This window comes from Streptomyces sp. B5E4 (assembly GCF_039871555.1).
GTDB lineage: Bacteria > Actinomycetota > Actinomycetes > Streptomycetales > Streptomycetaceae > Streptomyces.
In genome coordinates this window covers 285663-301263 of record NZ_JBDPMI010000004.1, presented here as the reverse complement: position 1 = coordinate 301263, position 15601 = coordinate 285663, and the positions used below count along the sequence as shown (strand labels likewise).

General features: G+C 73.7%; 12 protein-coding genes. 6 read left to right on the top strand and 6 right to left on the bottom strand.

All coding sequences use genetic code 11. The features are described 5' to 3' along the window. Window positions 1-109 precede the first annotated feature (109 nt). On the bottom strand, window positions 110-1387 hold the full coding sequence (locus ABGA99_RS08420; RefSeq protein ID WP_347576763.1) for a tetratricopeptide repeat protein: 1278 nt from the start codon (window positions 1385-1387) through the stop codon (window positions 110-112). A gap of 302 nt (window positions 1388-1689) precedes the next feature. On the opposite strand from ABGA99_RS08420, the gene ABGA99_RS08415 reads away from it, so the two are divergent. Both ABGA99_RS08415 and ABGA99_RS08410 read left to right on the top strand, forming a co-directional pair. Further along, the gene (locus ABGA99_RS08415; protein WP_347576684.1) at window positions 1690-2064 is read left to right on the top strand and encodes a hypothetical protein; all 375 of its coding nucleotides are present in this window, start codon (window positions 1690-1692) and stop codon (window positions 2062-2064) included. Window positions 2065-2141: 77 nt separating this feature from the next. After that, complete coding sequence (locus tag ABGA99_RS08410) at window positions 2142-2999, top strand: fused MFS/spermidine synthase (protein ID WP_347582423.1); 858 nt, start codon at window positions 2142-2144, stop codon at window positions 2997-2999. A 21-nt stretch (window positions 3000-3020) separates the two neighbouring features. On the opposite strand, the gene ABGA99_RS08405 is transcribed toward ABGA99_RS08410, so the two are convergent. Continuing rightward, window positions 3021-3599 (bottom strand): hypothetical protein, encoded by a 579-nt coding sequence (locus ABGA99_RS08405; protein ID WP_347576682.1) that lies wholly within the window; start codon window positions 3597-3599, stop codon window positions 3021-3023. 126 nt (window positions 3600-3725) lie between these two features. On the opposite strand from ABGA99_RS08405, the gene ABGA99_RS08400 reads away from it, so the two are divergent. Beyond that, the gene (locus tag ABGA99_RS08400) at window positions 3726-4430 is read left to right on the top strand and encodes a response regulator transcription factor (protein ID WP_347576681.1); all 705 of its coding nucleotides are present in this window, start codon (window positions 3726-3728) and stop codon (window positions 4428-4430) included. Beyond that, window positions 4427-5998 (top strand): HAMP domain-containing sensor histidine kinase, encoded by a 1572-nt coding sequence (locus tag ABGA99_RS08395; RefSeq protein ID WP_347576680.1) that lies wholly within the window; start codon window positions 4427-4429, stop codon window positions 5996-5998. Before ABGA99_RS08400 ends, ABGA99_RS08395 begins: the two co-directional genes overlap by 4 nt. A 200-nt stretch (window positions 5999-6198) precedes the next feature. Here the strand turns inward: ABGA99_RS08395 and ABGA99_RS08390 are convergent, their stop codons facing one another. The 4 genes from ABGA99_RS08390 to ABGA99_RS08375 form a co-directional block, all read right to left on the bottom strand. Beyond that, entirely contained in the window at window positions 6199-7617 is a 1419-nt protein-coding gene (locus ABGA99_RS08390) for a GH1 family beta-glucosidase (RefSeq protein WP_347576679.1), read from the bottom strand. Window positions 7618-7738: 121 nt separating this feature from the next. Then, entirely contained in the window at window positions 7739-8644 is a 906-nt protein-coding gene (locus ABGA99_RS08385) for a carbohydrate ABC transporter permease (protein WP_347576678.1), read from the bottom strand. Window positions 8645-8654: 10 nt separating this feature from the next. Then, complete coding sequence (locus ABGA99_RS08380; protein ID WP_347576677.1) at window positions 8655-9650, bottom strand: sugar ABC transporter permease; 996 nt, start codon at window positions 9648-9650, stop codon at window positions 8655-8657. A 10-nt stretch (window positions 9651-9660) separates the two neighbouring features. After that, entirely contained in the window at window positions 9661-10833 is a 1173-nt protein-coding gene (locus ABGA99_RS08375) for an extracellular solute-binding protein (protein WP_347576762.1), read from the bottom strand. A gap of 440 nt (window positions 10834-11273) precedes the next feature. Here ABGA99_RS08375 and ABGA99_RS08370 point away from each other — a divergent pair, with 440 nt between their 5' ends. Both ABGA99_RS08370 and ABGA99_RS08365 read left to right on the top strand, forming a co-directional pair. Then, the gene (locus ABGA99_RS08370; RefSeq protein WP_347576676.1) at window positions 11274-12329 is read left to right on the top strand and encodes a LacI family DNA-binding transcriptional regulator; all 1056 of its coding nucleotides are present in this window, start codon (window positions 11274-11276) and stop codon (window positions 12327-12329) included. A gap of 498 nt (window positions 12330-12827) precedes the next feature. Next, window positions 12828-15554 carry a glycoside hydrolase family 48 protein gene (locus ABGA99_RS08365; RefSeq protein WP_347582449.1) on the top strand — a complete coding sequence of 909 codons (2727 nt, stop codon included), beginning with the start codon at window positions 12828-12830 and terminating at the stop codon, window positions 15552-15554. Window positions 15555-15601: the final 47 nt, after the last annotated feature.

Here is a 15601-nt window from a genome sequence, read left to right as displayed (position 1 = left end):
CCGTACGGTGTACGTCAGCCCACTGCACGGTGTATATCCCGGCCACCCAACGGTGGCGGGAGTCAGGAAGACGCTGAATGATCCGGAAAGGTTGCCCCCATCGGCCGGATCAGGCGGAAATCAGTCTCAGATTCGTGAGGAACGCCTCCACTTCGGCGCTGTCCGACCAGCGGCGAAGCCGCTCAGCGGTGCCGTCGAGCATGGCGCGTACGCGTGCGGAGCGCACCTCCTCCAGGAGCACCAGCACGGCGCGGGCCGCGGCGGCGGCCTCGTCGGGCCGGCCGGCGGCGGCGAGGTCGGCGGCCAGCTCCGCGGTGAACAGGGCGGTGTTGCGGGCGAAGTGCGGGTCCTGGAGGCGGACGGCGCGGCGGGCGCACTCGGCGGCGCGCGGGTGGTCGCCGAGCGCCGCCCAGCACTGGGCCTCCAGGCCGGTCAGCTCGGCCTCGCCGTAGAACGACATCCACTCCGGGCACTCGTCCGGCGCGCCCCGTGCGAACAGGTCGCCCGCCGCGGCCAGTGCCTGCTGGGTCGCGGCGCGGTCGCCGAGCAGCGCCCAGCCGCCGGCCTCGCGGACGGCGAGCAGCGAGCGCAGCCGGTCGCAGCCGAGCACGGCGGCGGCGCGGCGCCCGGCCTGGGCGGCGCGTACGGCCTCGTGGGCGCGGCCGGTGTCGCGGGCCAGGAAGGCGGTGTTGGAGAAGGCGTGCGCCTCCAGGGCGGGGTCGTCGGCGAGCCGGGCGGTGGCGAGGGCCTCGGCGTAGTGCGAGCGGGCGTCGGCGTAGCGGCCGGAGTCGTGTGCCAGCCAGCCGACGGAGAGGGCCAGCTCGCCGGCCGCGGCGTGCAGCCGCTCGGCGTCGGGGCCGGGGCGCGCGGCGGTCTCGGGGAGCAGGGCGCGGGCGGTGCGCAGGGTGCAGCTCGCGCGCGCGTAGAGGTCGTCGGCGCCGTGCCGGTCGTCGTGCAGCCGGATGCGGCGTACCGCCTCCGCCACGGCGGCCTCGGGGAACTCCGGCGTACGGACCCGGGCGGGCGGCAGCGCCGGGGGGCCGGCCGCGGGGGCGGTGGGCGCGGGCTCCGCCGGCTCGTCGGGGGGCATGGGGCGTACGGACGTGCGCGGGGGCGCATCGTCGCAGCCGCGCGCCCTCCGACCCCGTACCACCGCCCGCGGCTGGAAGCCCAGATCGCCCAGCGAACGGCCTGGGAACATGTGCAGGAACACACGCTCGTACGCGTAATTCGGGCACCGGATCTCGCCGGACTCGACGCGGCCCACGTAACGCGCGTCACACGAGACCTGTTCGCCGATCTCCCGCGCGGCCCGCCGCACCGAGGCGGCGAACTCGCCCGGTGACCGGCTGCCGCGCAGCTCGCGGAAGGCGGCGTTGGGGCGCAATCGTTCGGGTGGGGCGGCCACGTCCGCTGTTCCTCCCTGCTGCAGCTCGACAACTACTGTGCCGCGACTGCCGATCGGCAACTACTGCGCGCGACGGCCGGCGCCGCGCGGCGGCCCGGTCGCACCCACGGTGCGCACGCCGCCACGCAGAGTCTGCCGACCCGCGGGACCCGGCGCCTGCGATCCGCTATAAAACGCCATCCTTTGCGGCGACTTCATACCGTGCCGTTGACGCCATCCTGGCGTTGGATGTGCGGAGAACCGGGGGAACCATGACGGGGAGTGGATGAGGAGGGGTTCCTGTGCCGGACACCGGCGGGGAGGCCACTGTCGGTACGAGAGCCGCCGCGGACCCGTGTGACCTGGTCACCGTCCCGGCCAGACACGGCCTTGAAGCGGTCGCCATCCTCCGGCTGCGCACGGACGTCGGGCCCGTGCTGCACGACGGTGGCGTCGACACCCTCGGCTTCCTGGTGCCGTCCGGCACGGCGGCCCGCTGGGACCTGCCCGGCAGCGCGTGCACCCCGACGCTGCACCGCGGGTGCGCGGCGTCGCCGGTGGCGGGGACGTACTGGCTGGTGCCGCCGGAGGAGGCGGCGCCGGTGACGGACCCGGTGCTGCTGGCGGCGGCGCTGTGCGAGGCGGCCCGTACGATCGAGGCCGCAGACCGCTTCTGAGCCCTGGACGGGCGGCGCCGCCCCAGGTCACACCCCCGCGGGGCGCGCCCCCGGCGGGGGCGGGGGATACTGGGCGGGTGGCCAGACAGAGGTCGCGCGGCGGGCGCAGCCCCGTCGTGGTGGACGTGGACGGCGGCACCGCGGAACTGCGTCCCGACCCCGACCGCCCGCGCGCCTGGATGCTGCTCCTCGACGGCGCCCCGCAGTCCCACGTCGACCTCGACGACCCCGCGCACCTGGAGTTCGAGTACCAGCGCCGCCTCGGCCACGCCGCCGACCTCGTCGCCCCCGCCGGCCGCCCGCTGCAGGTCCTGCACCTCGGCGGCGGCGCGCTGACCCTCCCGCGCTACGTCGCCGCCACCCGCCCCCGCTCCGTGCAGCAGGCCGTCGAGATCGACGGCCGGCTCACCGCGCTGGTACGCGCCGAACTGCCGCTGCCCGAGCGGGCGCGGATCCGGGTACGGCAGGGCGACGCCCGCGCCGTGCTCGCCAGGATGCCGGACGACTGGGCGGACCTGATCGTCGGCGACGTCTTCCACGTCGCACGCACGCCCGCGCACCTGACGACCACGGAGTTCCTGGAAGAGGTGCGAAGGGTGCTGCGGCCACGCGGCGTCTACGCCGCCAACCTCGCCGACGGGCCGCCGCTCGCGTATCTGCGGGCCCAGACCGCCACCGCCGCGGCGGTCTTCCCCGAGGTGTGCCTCATCGCCGCCCCCGCCGTCTGGCGCGGCCGGCGCTTCGGCAACGCCGTGCTCCTGGCCTCCGCCGTCCCGCTGCCGGTCGCCGAGCTGACCCGCAGGTCGGCCACCGACCCGCAGCCCGGCCGCGTCGAACACGGCAGCGCGCTGCGGGACTTCGCCGCCGGTGCCCGGCCGGTGACCGACGCCACGGCGATCGAGTCGCCGGCGCCGCCGCCCGAGGTGTTCACGTAGCGGCGGAGGGGGCCGGGGCCGTCAGGTCGCGTACTCGTTCGTCTCCACCCGCGGCTCGCTGTCGTGCCAGGTACAGATCACCGACGTCCGCCGGCCGTCCGCGACGAAGTCGACGCGGATCCACGTCGTCTGCTCCCACGTCTGCATCTGCCACCCGGCATCCGGTGTCGCCGACACCAACTCCGCCGAGTCCGCGGCCATCTCGAACGTCACCCGTCCGCCGGCCACGGGATACGTCTGTACGTCCCCCGTCGCGCCCGCCGCCGGCGGGTCCTGCTGCGCCGCGTCCCCGGCGCCCTCGTCCGCCTCGTCCGCCGCGCCGACCGTGCCCTGAGGGCTCTCCGTGCGCTGGGGCGGATCCTCGGAACTCTCCGTCGCCGACGGGGTCTCCGGCGCCGGCGTCGGCGAGGGAGGCGCGGGCCGGTCCGTCGCCGTGCCGACCAAAGGAGGCTGCGACGACGGCGCCCGGCCCGACAGCGGCACGGTGTGCGGCCGGTCGGACGTGCTGTCCAGCACCAGCCTGACCCCGAACCACGACACGGTCACGGCCGCCAGTGTCGCCAGGGTCCACGCAAGCGCGTGCACAAGCCTTCGACGCATCAGGCCTATCCTGCCGCACCGGCCCCCGCGGTGCCGCACACCGGCCGGAACCGCTTGCCGCCGGTTGTCCACAGGCCGGGGGAGGCGGGGCGGCGCAAACAGCGCTTTTGGCGTACGTTGCCGGGCATGGCAAGTGTGCTGCTGGTGGAGGACGACCAGTTCGTGCGCTCCGCGCTGATCAGGCATCTCACGGACGCCGCCCACACCGTGCGCAGCGTGGGCACGGCGCTGGAGGCGCTCCGCGAGGTCGCGCACCACGGCTTCGACGTCGTGATCCTCGACCTCGGGCTGCCCGACCTCGACGGCGCCGAGGCGCTGAAGATGCTCCGCGGCCTCACCGACGTGCCGGTCATCGTCGCCACCGCGCGGGACGACGAGTCCGAGATCGTCCGCATTCTCAACGACGGCGCCGACGACTATCTCGTGAAGCCCTTCTCCGTCGAGCACCTCCAGGCCCGCCTCGGCGCCGTGCTGCGCCGCGCCGGGGGCCGCACCGCCGCGGCCCCGCCCCCGCGGCAACTGCGCGTCGGCGGCCTCGCCATCGACCTGCGGCGCCGCCGCGCGGAGCTGGACGGCCGCGAACTGGACCTGACCCGGCGCGAGTTCGACATGCTGGCGTTCCTCGCCGAGCGGCCCGGGGTGGTCGTACCGCGCCGCGAGCTGCTGTCCGAGGTGTGGCGCCAGTCGTACGGCGACGACCAGACGATCGACGTCCATCTGTCCTGGCTGCGCCGCAAGCTCGGCGAGACCGCCGCCCGGCCCCGCTATCTGCACACCCTTCGCGGCGTCGGGGTGAAGCTCGACCCGCCGGCCGGGATCCCGCCCGCATGAGGTGGGCGCTGGTCAAGGTGTGCCTGGCGGTCACGGTGATGGTCGTGGTCGCCTTCGCCGTGCCGCTCGGGCTGGTCGTCAAGGAGATGGCCCGCGACCGGGCGCTGACCAACGCCGAGCGGATCGCCGCCGGCATCGGCCCGGCGCTGGCGATCACCACCGACGCCGAGCAGTTGGAGCGCGCGGTCGGCAGCACGGAGGCCGGCGCGGGCGGGCGGATCGCGGTGCACGTGCCGCGGGGCAGCGCGGAGGGCATGTCGGCGGTACGGCTCGGGGAGCCGCGCGCCGGCAGGGCCGAGGTGGAGCGCGCGTCCGGCGCGGGCACGTCGTCGCTGGTCGCCGTCGCCGGCGGGCACGCGCTGCTGCAGCCCATCGCCGTCGAGGGCGACCGGGTCGCCGTCGTGGAGGTGTTCGTGCCGGCGGGGGAGCTGACCGAGGGCGTGACGCTGGCGTGGCTGGTGCTGGCGGGCGTCGGGCTCGCGCTGGTCGCGGGCTCCGTCGCCGTCGCGGACCGGCTCGGCACCCGGATGGTGCGGCCCGCGCGCCGGCTCGCGGGCGCCGCGCACGACCTGGGGGAGGGCAAGCTCGGCGTCCGGGTCGAGGAGTCGGGGCCCTCGGAACTGCGCTCGGCGGCCGTGGCGTTCAACTCGATGGCCGACCAGGTCGCGCTGCTGCTGGCCAACGAGCGCGAGCTGGCCGCCGACCTCTCCCACCGGCTGCGCACCCCGCTGACCGTGCTGCGGCTCAACGCCGCCTCCCTCGGCGACAGCGGCGCCGCCGAGCAGACCCGGCAGGCGGTGGCCCAACTGGAGCGCGAGATCGACCAGATCATCGCCACCGTGCGCGCGCAGCGCGGGCGGCCCGCCGGGCAGCAGGCGGCGGCGGTGGTCGGCTGCGACGTCTCCGCGGTCATCAGGGAGCGGATGGAGTTCTGGTCGGCGCTGGCGGAGGACGAGAGCAGGTCCGCGCGGCTGGCGGGGGTCGACAGGCCCGCGCAGGTGCCGGTGGCGCGCGCCGAGCTGGTCGCCGCGATCGACGCGCTCATCGGCAACATCTTCCGGCACACCCCCGAGGGCACGGACTTCTCCGTCGACGTGCACCACGCGGGGGACGCCGTGATCGTGCTCGCCTCAGACGCCGGCCCCGGCATCCGCGATCCGGAGGCGGCGCTCGCCCGCGGGCAGGGGCAGGGCGGGCCGGGGTCGACGGGGCTGGGCCTCGACATCGTGCGACGGGTCGCGGAGTCGACGGGCGGGGACGTGCGGATCGGCCGGTCCGTGCTGGGCGGCGCGGAGATACGGCTCTGGCTGGCGCTGCGCAGCGGTCCCGCCGCGGACGGCGAGCGGCGCGGGCACCGGGTGGTGCGGGGGCGGCGCGGCCGGGCGGCGGAGGGGGCGGCGGCCGATAGAGGCGGGACGGACGGGACGTACCGCAAGGACGCGAAGAACGGGAGGGGCGCGAAGGCCGGAAGAGGTGGGAAAGGCGGTAGGGACGGGGCGTACGGGAAGGGCGGGACGGCGGGTACGGGGACCGCCGCGGGCGCGAGCGCGGGTGCGCGGCGCGCGTAGCGCGGGCGGCGGTCCCCGCCCTCCAAGGCGAGGGGCCGCCGCGGCGGCCGGAGGTCCCCGCCCGTCACGCGGCGGCCTCCGTCCGGCCCACGGCCGTCCTCGCCCGTCCCAAGGGCACCCGGCGGCCCCCCGCCCGCCGGGTGCCGGCCCGGCGGACGTCCGGCCGCCGTGCGGCGGACGTCCCCCGGGGCGCCCGTACGTCAGAGGTCGAGCGCCGGCAGCGCCCCCGCGCGGATCACGTCCGCGTACCAGCGGGCGCTGGACTTCGGGGTGCGCTGCTGCGTCGTGTAGTCCACGTGCACCGCGCCGAACCGCTTGCCGTAGCCGTACGCCCACTCGAAGTTGTCCAGCAGCGACCACAGGAAGTAGCCCCGCACGTCGGCGCCCTCGGCCATCGCGCGGTGCACGGCGCCGAGGTGCCCGTGCAGGTACGCGATGCGGTCCGGGTCGTGGACCGAGCCGTCCGGCTCCGGCTTGTCGTCGTAGGCCGCGCCGTTCTCGGTGATGTACAGCGGCAGGTCCGGCGCGTCGGCGGTGAACCGCAGCAGCAGCTCCGTCAGCCCCGACGGGTCGACGGTCCAGCCCATCGCGGTGCGCTCGCCCGGCGGCTGGTGGAAGGCGATGTGGTCCGCGGCCGGCCAGGGGGACTGCGCGCCGCCGCCGTGGCCGTCGGCCCGCTCGGGCCTGGCGTCGCCGGAGACGGCGGAGACGACGGTGGGCGTGTAGTAGTTGAGGCCGATCGAGTCCAGCGGCCGGCTGATGAGCGCCAGGTCACCGTCCCGTACGAACGACCAGTCCGTCAGCCGCGCGGTGTCGTCGAGCAGGTCGGGCGGGTAGGCGCCGTCGAGCATCGGTCCTGTGAAGATGCGGGTGGCCAGCGCGTCGACCTGGCGGGCGGCGTCGCGGTCCGCCTCGGAGTCCGTACGCGGGCGTACGACCGCGGGGTTGAGGCTGACGGAGATCTGGGCGCGGGCCGGCAGCGCGGTCCGCAGCGCGTCGGTGGCGAGGCCGTGCGCGAGGTTGAGGTGGTGCGCGGCGCGCAGGGCGGCGACCGGGTCGGTGCGGCCGGGGGCGTGCACCCCGGCGGCGTAGCCGAGGAACGCGCTGCACCAGGGCTCGTTGAGCGTGGTCCACAGCTCGACGCGGTCGCCGAGGGCGTCGCCGACCAGGCGGGCGTAGTCGGCGAACCGGTGCGCCGTGTCCCGCTCCGGCCAGCCGCCCGCGGTCTCCAGCTCCTGCGGCAGGTCCCAGTGGTAGAGCGTGAGGACCGGCTTGATGCCGACCGCCAGCAGTTCGTCGGCGAGCTGCCGGTAGAAGTCGAGCCCGCGCTGCACGGCGGGGCCGCGTCCGGTGGGCTGGACACGCGGCCAGGAGACGGAGAAGCGGTACGCCCCGACGCCGAGCCCGGCCATGAGGTCGACGTCCTCGGTGCGCCGGTGGTAGTGGTCGACGGCGACGTCCCCGGTGTCGCCGCCCGCGGTCTTCCCCGGGGTGTGCGAGAAGGTGTCCCAGATGGAGGGGGTACGGCCGTGCTCCCGCGCGGCGCCTTCGATCTGGTACGCCGCGGTGGCCGTGCCCCACAGGAAGTCCTCGGGGAAGGTGGTGGTGGTGTCGGACATCTGGGAGCGCTCCCAATCTCGGCGGTGACGAACGTCGTGGACAACGGGGTGCGGTCGGTACTCAACGGCCCCCGGGCGGCGCGCGGGTCGTACCGCCGCGGGGCGAACGGGGCACGGCCGGTCAGCCCTTGACCGCGCCGTGCATGATGCCGCCGACGATCTGCCTGCCGAACAGCAGCAGGAGCAGCAGCAGCGGCAGCGTGCCCAGCAGCGCGCCCGCCATGATCACCGACTGGTCGGGGATGTAGCCGCGGCCCAGACTGGTGAGCGCCACCTGCACCGTCGGGTTCTCCTGGGTGAGCGCGATGATCGGCCAGAAGAACTCGTTCCAGGCCATCACGAACGTCAGCATCCCCAGCACGGCCATCGCGGGCCGGGCCGCGGGGAAGACCACGTGCCAGATGACCCGCACGCTGCTCGCGCCGTCCACCCGGGCGGCCTCGATCAGCTCGCTGGGCAGCGCCTGGATCAGATACTGCCGCATGAAGAACACGCCGAAGGCGCTCACGATGAACGGCAGGATCACCGAGTGCAGTTGGTCGATCCACTCCAGCTTCGCGATCGCCATGTACAGCGGCACGACGCTGAGCTGCGGCGGCACCATCATCGTGCCGATCACCAGCAGCATCAGCAGGTTCTTGAAGCGGAACCGCAGCTTGGCGAAGGCGAAGCCGGCCAGCGTGCCGAAGAGCACGGTGCCCGCGGCGATCGCCCCGGCCACGAGGGTGGTGTTGAAGAGCGCCAGCCCCATGTTCGCGTCGGACCAGGCGGTCTCCATGTTCGCGAACAGGTTGCCGCCGAACCACAGCGGCGGCGGCGTCTCCGCCAGCCGCTCGTTGGTGCGGGAGGCGGCGATCGCGGTCCAGATCAGCGGGAAGAGCGAGATCGCGGTGAAGAGCAGCAGGACGGCGTACGTCAGCTTGCCCGCCCGCTGCTGGCCGCCGGCCTCCCCTGCCTTCGGTGCGCGCCGCCGCCGGCGGCGGGGCGGGGCCGCGGTCTCGGGGGCGGTCTCTGTCAGCGTTGCCATGAGCTTCCCTTCAGCTCTTCCGCAGCCGGCGCGAGATCAGGCCGAAGACGATGCCGATCACCACGAGGATCAGGAACATCACCCAGGCGATGGCCGCGGCGCGGCCGAGGTGCAGGTTGCGCCAGCCCTGCTCGTACAGGTAGAGGCCCAGGGTCTGGAACTGGTGGTCGGGGCCGCCGGACGCGCCCGCGCCCTCCTCGAAGAGCAGCGGCTCGCCGAAGAGCTGGACCGAACCGATCGTGGAGACGACGACGGTGAAGAGGATCGTGGGCCGCAGGGAGGGGATCGTGACGTACCGGAACTGCTTCCAGCGGGACGCGCCGTCCAGCGCCGCGGACTCGTAGAGGTCGTGCGGCACGGCCTGCATGGCGGCCAGGTAGATCAGGGTGTTGTAGCCGGTCCAGCGCCAGATCACGATGGTGGAGATGGCGATCTTCGAGGTCCAGTCGCCGCTCTTCCAGTCGATCTCGTCCACGCCGAACAGGCCGAAGAACCAGTTGATGAGCCCGTAGTCGCGGCCGTAGAGCATCGCGAACACCAGCGTCGCCGCCGCCACGCTGGTGGCGTACGGCGCGAGCATCGCGACCCGGAAGAAGGAGGCGGCGCGCATCTTGTAGTTGAGCAGGTGCGCGAGGCCCATCGCCATCAGCAGCTGCGGGACCGTGGAGAGCACCGCGAGGGTGAAGGTGACCCACAGCGAGTTCCAGAAGAAGTGGTCCTCGAACAGCCGCGTGTAGTTGTGCAGTCCGGCCCACTCCATGTCGGTGGGCGCGGTCAGCTCCACCCGGTGCAGCGAGGCCCACGCGGTGTAGAGCAGCGGGAAGAGGCCGAAGGCGGCGAAGAAGAGGAAGAACGGCGAGATGAAGGCGTACGGGCTGAGCTTGGCGTCCCACCGGTAGCGGCGGCTGCGCCACTTCTGCCGCCGGTCGTCGGTCGCGGGCCGTTTCGGGGCCGCGCCCCCCTCGGTGGAGGGGGGCGCGTCCACGGCCGTACCAGTCTGCGTCATGGCCGTGTTCTCACTGGTCCAGTGCGTTGTCCACGGCCTTGACGGCTTCGTCCCAGGCGCCGTCGGGGTCCTGCTTGCCCTGCTCGATCAACTGCAGGCCGTTGCCGATGTTGTCGTCGATGACCTGGTCCTTCGGGCCGATCGTCTGCACCGGGATCTCCTGGGCGGAGGCGGAGAACAGCTCCCCGATCGGGGCGTCGCCGAAGTACGGGTTGGTGGCGGTCTTGACCGCCTCCATGTCGTACGCGGGCGGGGCGCTGGGGAAGTTGCCGCGCTCGGCGAAGAGCTTGGCCTGCTGCTCGGGGGCGGTCAGCCAGGCGACGAGCTTGGCGGCCTCGTCCTTGTTCTCGCCGGACTCGGGGACGCCGAGGAACGAGCCGCCCCAGTTGCCGGGCTTGGGGGACCGGGCCACGTCCCACTTGCCCTCGGCCTTGTCGCCGCCCTTCTCCTGGATGTAGCCGAGCATCCACGCCGGGCAGGAGATGGTGGCGAAGTCGCCGTTGCTCATCGCCTGGTCCCACTGCTTGGTGAACTGCTCCAGGTTGCCGGTGAGCTTCTCCTCGGCGGCGGTGGAGGCGATGCCCCAGGCGGCCTCGACGTCCGGGCTGTCCTTGTAGATGACCTCGCCGGACTCGTCGTAGTACTTGCCCTCGCTGGAGGCGATGGCGCCGTCGTACACGGCGTCGGCGGAGTCGACCCAGGCGACGCCCTCGGGGCCGTTCTCCTTGAAGTCCCGGCCCGCGTCGAGGAACTTCTCCCAGTCGCCCTCCCACAGCTTCGCGACCTCGTCGCGGTCGGTGGGCAGGCCGGCGGCCTCGAAGTGGTCCTTGCGGTAGCAGACGGCCATGGGGCCGACGTCGGTGCCGAGCCCGATGGTCTTGCCGTCGCCGGTGGTGGCCTGCTGCCACTTCCAGTCCAGGAAGGCGTCCTCGGAGGCGCCCTCGACCGTGCCGAGGTCCACGAACCGGTCGGCCTGGGTGTCGACGACCTCGGCGATGTTGGCCACCTCGATGGCCTGGACGTCGGCCAGACCGCTGTTGCTGGTCAGGTGGTTGAGGAGCGCGGGGTAGTAGTTCTCGTTCCGCTCGATGACGTCCTGCTTGATCGTGATGTCCGGGTTGAGCTTCTCGTACTCGTCGTAGAGCCCGGCCTCCTCGAAGCCGAAGGTGCCGAAGAGGCCCATCGTGATGGTGGTCTTCCCGCTCCCCCCGTCCCCGGAGTCGGTCTTCGAGCCGTCGTCGTCATCGCTCGCGCACGCGCTGAGCAACCCGGTGCCCAGAGCGGCTGCGGCCAAAAGGCCCACGGCCCGTCGGGTCGTGCGGTAACTGCGCACTGCATCCTCCTAGCGCCCTGACGCGTGCCGCTCCTGCCGGAGGTGTACGAGGGGAGATCGGGAGTGGCGGCTCGGGCGGGCTTTCGTGCGGGTTCTCTATGGGTCGAGTAGAGTGGGAGCGCTCCCAGAAGTGATTGGTTGAAGGGTGGCCTTTCGGCGAGGGGGTGTCAAGGGACCGGACATCTCGACCGGCTCCCGTTACGCGGCTGTTAGCTTCGGCGCGGGCCGCGGACCGGGGCCGGGGGCGAGAATCGGACAGTCAGCAGACAGCCATAACGCGGGAGGGTGGAATGGCGGTCAGGGATCGGCGTACGCCGGTGGCGCGCGGCGGGCGCGGTGGAAGACCGACGCTTGAGCAGGTCGCCGCGCGAGCCGGGGTGGGCAGGGGGACGGTGTCCCGGGTGATCAATGGATCGGACCAGGTCAGCGAGCAGGCGCGGACGGCCGTCGAGCGCGCGGTCGCGGAGCTGGGCTACGTGCCCAACCGCGCGGCGCGGGCGCTCGCGGCCGGCAGCGCGGACGCGGTCGCGCTGGTGATCCCGGAGCCGGAGACGCGGTTGTTCTCCGAGCCGTACTTCTCGGACATCGTCCGCGGGGTGAGTGCGGAGCTCGCGGAGACGGACAAGCAGCTCCTGCTGACGCTCATCCGCTCGCCCCGGGAGCGGGAGCGGCTGGCGGCGTATCTGAGCGCGGACCGGGTCGACGGCGTGCTGCTGGTCTCCGTGCACGAGGGCGACCCGCTGCCGGAGATGCTGGCGGCCATGGGGCTCCCGGCGGTGCTCAACGGCCGGCGGGCGGCGAGCGAGGCCGTGCCGTACGTCGACTCGGACAACACCGGCGGCGCACGGGCGGCCGTGGAGCATCTGATCGGCCGCGGGCGTTCGGCGATCGCGACGATCACCGGCCCCTCCGACATGTACGTCGCGAGCTGCCGGCTGGAGGGCTACCGTCAGGCTCTGAAGGCGGCGGGCCGGGAGGAGGACGCCGGACTGGTCGCGGTCGGGGACTTCACCGAAGAGGGCGGCCGGCGCGCGATGCAGGAGCTGCTGGAGCGGCGGCCCGCGCTGGACGCGGTCTTCGCCGCCTCCGACGTGATGGCGGCGGGCGCGCTGCAGGTGCTGCGCGCGGCGGGCCGTACGGTGCCGGACGAGGTCGCGGTCGTCGGCTTCGAGGACTCGCCGGTGGCCCGGCACACCGATCCGCCGCTCACCAGCGTCCGGCAGCCCACCGAGGAGATGGGGCGGGCGATGGTGCGGGTGCTGCTGGACGGGATCGACGCGAAGGACGGCACGCAGGGGCGGCACGTGGTGCTGCCGACGGAGCTGGTGGTGCGCGCCTCGGGGTGAGACCGGCGGCCCTCTCGCCGGGCCGGAACGACGCGGGGCGGGCCCGGCCGGGGCCGCCCCGCGGGCGGGGGGCCCCGGCGGGCCCCCCCCCGCGTCCGTGGGTACGGGCCGGCCTTCCGGCCCGTACCGTGCAACTGCCGTGGTCCCGGGGCGACTTCTGTCCGGAGGGTTGACAGGTGCATAACCCTTCGGGAGATTGGGAGCGCTCCCACACTTCAAGACTTGCACTTCCTGTCGCGAGGCGAGGACGGGGGCGTACCACGCCAGGCCCACCCCGTCCGCTCTGCTCAGCCGGGCCGGGCGCGCACAGGCCCCGTGCGCCCGGCCCGGCTGTCCCCCCACGCCGTCCGCCCGCAAGCCCGCACGCCCGAACACCTTCCAGTTCCAGGAGGATTCGTGCACGCACCCCGCACTCCCGACGAGGCCGCACGGCTGTCGCGAAGATCGTTCACCACCGCCGCCGGCGGCGCGCTCGTCGCCCTCGGCGCCGGGCAGGCCCTGGCCGGCGCCACCGCCCACGCCGCCCAGGCGCCGGCGGGCGATGGTACGAAGGCCGTCGCCGCCACCCCGTACACCGACGCCTTCCTCGCCCAGTACGAGAAGATCAAGGATCCGGCCAACGGGTACTTCAGCCCCGACGGCATCCCCTACCACTGCGTCGAGACGCTGATCGTCGAGGCGCCCGACCACGGCCACCAGACCACCTCGGAGGCGTTCAGCTTCTGGATCTGGCTGGAGGCCGCGTACGGCAGGGTCACCGGCGACTGGGGCCCGTTCAACGGTGCCTGGGAGACCGCCGAGCGCTCCATCATCCCGCCCCACGTCGACCAGGCCAGCAGCGGCTCGTACAACCCGGGCTCGCCCGCCACCTATGCGCCCGAGCACCCCGAGGTCTCGTCCTACCCCTCCCAGCTCGACCCCGCCGTACCCGTCGGCCAGGACCCCATCGCCGCCGAACTGGCGTCCGCGTACGGGACGATGGACGTCTACGGGATGCACTGGCTCATGGACCTCGACAACGTCTACGGCTACGGCAACACCCCCGGCACCGGCGGCCAGAACGGCCCCGGGCCCGGCGCGTCGTTCATCAACAGCTACCAGCGCGGCTCCCAGGAGTCGGTCTGGGAGACGATCCCGCAGCCCACCACCGACCTCTTCGAGTTCGGCGGCCCCAACGGCTACCTCGACCTCTTCGTCGGCGACGCCTCCTACGCGCGCCAGTGGAAGTACACCAACGCGCCCGACGCCGACGCCCGCGCCGTACAGGCCGCGTACTGGGCCCTGACCTGGGCCAGGGCGCAGGGCAACGAGAGTCAGGTGGCGGCGTCCGTCGCGCGCGCCGCGAAGATGGGCGACTACCTGCGCTACGCCATGTTCGACAAGTACTTCAAGCGGATCGGCGACTGCGACAGCCCCACGGGCTGCCCCGCGGGCACCGGCCGCAGCTCCCAGCACTACCTGCTGTCCTGGTACTACGCCTGGGGCGGCTCCACCGGCAGCGGCGGCGGCTGGGCGTGGCGTATCGGCGACGGCGCCTCCCACCAGGGCTACCAGAACCCCTTCGCCGCCTGGGCGCTGTCCACCGTGCCCGAGCTGACCCCCAAGTCGCCCACCGCGAAGAGCGACTGGTCGACGAGTCTGACCCGGCAACTGGAGTTCCTGCGCTGGCTGCAGTCCACCGAGGGCGCCCTCGCCGGCGGCTGCACCAATAGCTGGGAAGGCCGGTACGGCAGCCCGCCCGCCGGCACCCCGACCTTCTACGGCATGCCCTACGACTGGCAGCCCGTCTACCACGACCCGCCCAGCAACAACTGGTTCGGCTTCCAGGTCTGGGGCATGGAGCGCGTCGCGCAGTACTACCACGCCACCGGCAACGCCAACGCCGGGGCGATCCTCGCCAAGTGGGTCGCCTGGGCCTCCGCCGAGACCACCGTCGGCGCCGACGGCAGCTACCGCTTCCCGTCCACCCTGCGCTGGACCGGCGCCCCCGACACCTGGAACGCCGCGAACCCGGGTGCCAACGCCGGCCTGCACGTGGAGGTCGTGGACTACGCCGACGACGTCGGCGTCGGCGCGGCGCTGGTCATGACGCTGGTCTACTACGCCGCCAGGGCGGCGGACACCGACGCCGCGGCGCTGGCCAAGGCGCTGCTCGACGCGATGGCCGCGCATACCGACGACAAGGGCATCGCCGTCCCCGAGACCCGCCGCGACTACAACCGCTTCGACGGCGAGGTGTACGTGCCCGCCGGCTGGTCCGGCACCTCCCCGTACGGCGACACCATCGAACCCGGCGTCACCTTCCTCGGCCTGCGCCCCTGGTACCGCGAGGACCCGGACTGGGAGAAGGTGCAGACGTACCTCGACGGCGGCGCCGCGCCGGTGTTCACGTACCACCGCTTCTGGGCCCAGGCCGCCCTGGCACTCGCCCTCGCCGCCTACGGCGAACTGCTCGGCGGCGAGACCCCCGGCGGCCCCGGAGACGACACCGAGCCGCCGACCGTGCCGGGCGGGCTGCGGGCCACCGGCACCACGGCGAGCAGCGTCGCGCTGGCCTGGACCGCCTCGACGGACAACGTGCGGGTGACGGCGTACGACGTGTACCGCGACGGCACGCCGGTGGGCAGCGCGACGGCCACGTCCTACACCGACACCGGGCTCTCCGCCGCCACCGCGTACTCCTACACGGTCACCGCCCGGGACGCGGCGGGCAACGCCTCGCAGCCGTCCGCGGCGGTGACGGCGACGACCGGGACGGGCACCGGCACCGGGGCGGTGAAGGTCGAGTACCGCAACAACGACCAGGCACCCACCGACAACCAGATCAGGCCCGGCCTGCGGATCGTGAACACCGGCGGCGGCGCGCTGAGCCTGTCGACGCTGACCCTGCGGTACTGGTTCAGCGGCGAGTCCGGCGCGGCCACGTACAGCACCTGGTGCGACTACGCCCAGCTCGGCGCCGCCAACGTCACGCACCGCGTGGTCGCGGCCGGCGGCGGCAGGGCAGGCGCCACGCACTACCTGGAGGTCGGCTTCACCGCGGGTGCCGGCAGCCTCGCCGCCGGTGCCTCCACCGGGGACATCCAGTTGCGGCTGAACAAGACCGACTGGTCCGCCTTCGACGAGTCGGACGACTACAGCCGCGCCGCCACCGGCACGTACATCGACGCGCCCCGAGTCGTCGCGTACGTCGCCGGCTCGCCGGTGTGGGGCACGGAGCCCTGACAGCCGGCGCGCGGCCGGTGCGTACGGCGCCGGACATCCGGCCCGTA

Excerpts from the sequence above, each read along its gene's own strand:
- ABGA99_RS08390 (WP_347576679.1), bottom strand. The coding sequence starts at position 7,617 with ATGTCCGACACCACCACCACCTTCCCCGAGGACTTCCTGTGGGGCACG.
- ABGA99_RS08405 (WP_347576682.1), bottom strand. The coding sequence starts at position 3,599 with ATGCGTCGAAGGCTTGTGCACGCGCTTGCGTGGACCCTGGCGACACTG.
- ABGA99_RS08400 (WP_347576681.1), top strand. The coding sequence starts at position 3,726 with ATGGCAAGTGTGCTGCTGGTGGAGGACGACCAGTTCGTGCGCTCCGCG.
- ABGA99_RS08370 (WP_347576676.1), top strand. The coding sequence starts at position 11,274 with ATGGCGGTCAGGGATCGGCGTACGCCGGTGGCGCGCGGCGGGCGCGGT.
- ABGA99_RS08375 (WP_347576762.1), bottom strand. The coding sequence starts at position 10,833 with ATGGGCCTCTTCGGCACCTTCGGCTTCGAGGAGGCCGGGCTCTACGAC.
- ABGA99_RS08385 (WP_347576678.1), bottom strand. The coding sequence starts at position 8,644 with ATGGCAACGCTGACAGAGACCGCCCCCGAGACCGCGGCCCCGCCCCGC.
- ABGA99_RS08395 (WP_347576680.1), top strand. The coding sequence starts at position 4,427 with ATGAGGTGGGCGCTGGTCAAGGTGTGCCTGGCGGTCACGGTGATGGTC.
- ABGA99_RS08380 (WP_347576677.1), bottom strand. The coding sequence starts at position 9,650 with ATGACGCAGACTGGTACGGCCGTGGACGCGCCCCCCTCCACCGAGGGG.